Genomic DNA, 2,899 nt, shown 5'->3' on the forward strand with positions numbered 1-2,899 from the left:
CTCGGCGGCCCGGGAGGCGCGGAACTCGCGATCGGCCCCAACGCCGACGGACGCCTGGAGATGTTCGCCATCAACGGCGACACCTTCCAGCACCGCTACCAGCTCTCCCCCTCCGGCGCCTGGTCCGGCTGGGAGACCTTCGGCGGCGGCGGCCGGGACATCGCCGTCGGCGCCAACGGCGACGGCCGCCTCGAAGCCTTCGCCTCCGGACCCACCGGCGTATTCCACCGCTACCAGACCGCACCGAACGGCGGCTGGTCGGGGTGGGAGTCCGCGGGAGGCGGCCCGGCCAACGGCAGGATCGAGATGGAGAAGTCCGCCGACGGGCGCCTCGAAGTCTTCGCCATCAACGGTGACGCCTTCCAGCACCAGTACCAGACGGCCGTCAACGGCGGCTGGTCGGCCTGGGAGGACTTCGGCCGCGGCGGACATGACCTGACGGTGGATCACAACCAGGACGGACGCCTGGAGGTCTTCGCCTCCGGACCCGCCGGAGTCTTCCACCGCTACCAGACCGACCGGGTCAGTTGGTCCAGGTGGGAACCCACCGGCGGCCCCGCCGACTCCCAGGTCAGCAGCGAGCGCTCGCCCGACGGCCGGGTGGAGGTCTTCGCCATCAACGGCACCGTGGCCCAGCACCTGTGGCAGACCGGCGTCAACGCTCCCTACGGCCAGTGGGACACCTTCGGCGGCGGCGGTACGGAAGTCACCGCCGCCACCAACGCCGACGGCCGCATCGAAGTGTTCGGAACAAGCCATGCCGGCGTCTACCACAAGTGGCAGACCGGTATGTCGACCTGGTCCGAATGGTCCTGGCTCAACGCCGGTCCCGGCCCCGCCGTCAACTGACCGCACGAACGGTCCCTTCACCGCACGAACGGTCCCTTCGGAGAAGAGCCATGCATCCGATCAGCAGGCGGCGCCTGCTGCGTACGGCCGGGGCGGGAGCACTCGTGCTCCCGCTCGCGGCCCGTACCACCGCCTCGTCCTCAGCCGCCGCCGACATACCGCCCCACCAGTGGATCGGCGCCGGCCCCTTCACGCCGGTCCACGACCCGTCCACGCCCGGCCGGCGCCGCTACCTCAACGACCACGCCCTGCTCCGGGCGGACGGCCGCCGGCACCTGTTCGCCATCGTCGGCGACAGCGCCCCGCCCGGCGAGGCCCCGGACAGCGGCGCCGAGACCGCCTTCGCCCACGCTTCCGCGCCCGACCTCCACGGCCCGTGGACCAGCCACCCCGACGCGCTGACCGTCGACCCCGCCTACCACGGCGAACAGCACCTGTGGGCACCTCATGTCATCGAGGCCGCGGGCACCTACTGGATGTTCTACGCGGCGGGCGGCAGCGCCGGAGCCGCCATCAACCTGGCCACCTCCACCGACCTGTTCACCTGGACCCGCGTTCCCTCCGGACCGCTGTTCCGGGGCCGGGCGGCCCGTGACCCCATGGTGGTACGGATCGGCTCCGACTGGGTCATGTACTACACCGAACTCGGCGCCGACGGCCACCACCTGGTCTGCGAGCGCCGCTCCGCCGACCTGCTGCACTGGAGCGCGCCCGGCACCGCGTTCACCGACGACAGCACGGCGGCTCTCGGTGTCTCGGTCACCGAATCGCCGTACGTCGTCGAACGCGACGGCTGGTTCTACCTGTTCATCGGGCCGCGCGGCGGCTACGAGGGCACCGACGTGCTGGCCTCCCGCGGCCCCTTCCACTTCACCCTCGACGGGTACGCGGGCCACGTCCCCGGCCACGCCGTCGAACCCGTCACCGATGGCCGGGACTGGTACGCCAGTGCCGCGGGATGGTTCCGCCACGGACTCCGTCTCGCGCCGCTGATCTGGCAGGACGCGCCACCGGTGTGGCCGAGTCCGGACAACCCGGTGGCCGCCGCGGACGTCCGCGGCCGTCTGACCGTGTTCGCCCTCGACGCCACCGACCGTTCGATACTGCGGCGCGTCCAGCTCGACCCGGACGACGACATCTGGTCGGACTGGGAGACGTTCGGCGGCCCGGCCGGCGCGGTGCCCACGCTCGGCCGCGACAGCGACGGCCGTTTGGAGGTGTTCTCGCTCGCCCCGGCGGGCGCCAACCTGCACCACCGGGTGCAGCGCGCGGACGGGGAGTGGGAGGAGTGGGAGGAGTTCGGCGGGCCGGCCGGAGCCGCGCCCGCCGTCGCCCGCGACGCCGACGGCAGGCTGGAGGTCTTCGCCGCCGGCCCGGGTGGCGCCCTGATCGCCCGCCGCCGTCAGAGCTCGCCGGGTGCCCGGGTCTGGGAGCCGTGGGACGCGGGATTCGGCGGACCCGTCGGCGCTCCGCCGGTCGTCGGTGTCAACGCCGACGGGCGCCTGGAGGTCTTCGCCCTCACCCGCGGCGGCACGGCGATCCTGCACCGCTGGCAGCAGTCACCGGGCGGCCCCTGGTCGTCCTGGGACCGCTTCGGTACGGCGGCCGGTGCCGCCCCGCGGGTGAGCCGCGACGGCACCGGGCGGCTGACCGTCGCCGCGATCGCCCCGTCCGGTACGGCGGCCTTCCAGCGGCGCCAGTCGGTGCCCAGCGGCGGCTGGGACGACTGGCAGGCGCTGTCCGGCTGGTCCGCCGCGGCCCCGCTGCTCGTCCCCGGCGCCGACGGCCGGCTCGAATGCTTCGCCCTCTCCCCCGGCGGCGAACGCCTCACCCACCGTTGGCAGCTCTCCCCCGGCGGCGCCTGGGCCACCGGCGAGGACATCACCGAGCCCGGACCCTCGCCTGCCGCCACCGTGTCGGCGGCGGCCGACTCGACCGGCCGGTTGCACCTGTTCGCGGTCGCCGAGGACGGCCGGATACGTACCCGCGTACAGGAGCGGCCCAGCGGCGGATGGCGGCCCTGGACCGGCTTCGGCACCCGTCTCATCGC

General features: G+C 73.8%; 1 protein-coding gene and 1 pseudogene. Both read left to right on the top strand.

Annotated elements, in window-relative coordinates; genetic code table 11:
- A pseudogene (locus tag ACJA3G_RS34325) lies at positions 1-849 on the top strand (hypothetical protein); the annotation flags it as partial.
- 50 nt (positions 850-899) lie between these two features.
- Positions 900-2,899 (top strand): family 43 glycosylhydrolase (locus ACJA3G_RS34330; RefSeq protein WP_406556944.1); only part of this gene is annotated, 2,000 nt, incomplete at its 3' end.

It is taken from the genome of Streptomyces sp. YS-3 (genome assembly GCF_045257485.1).
Lineage (GTDB): Bacteria > Actinomycetota > Actinomycetes > Streptomycetales > Streptomycetaceae > Streptomyces.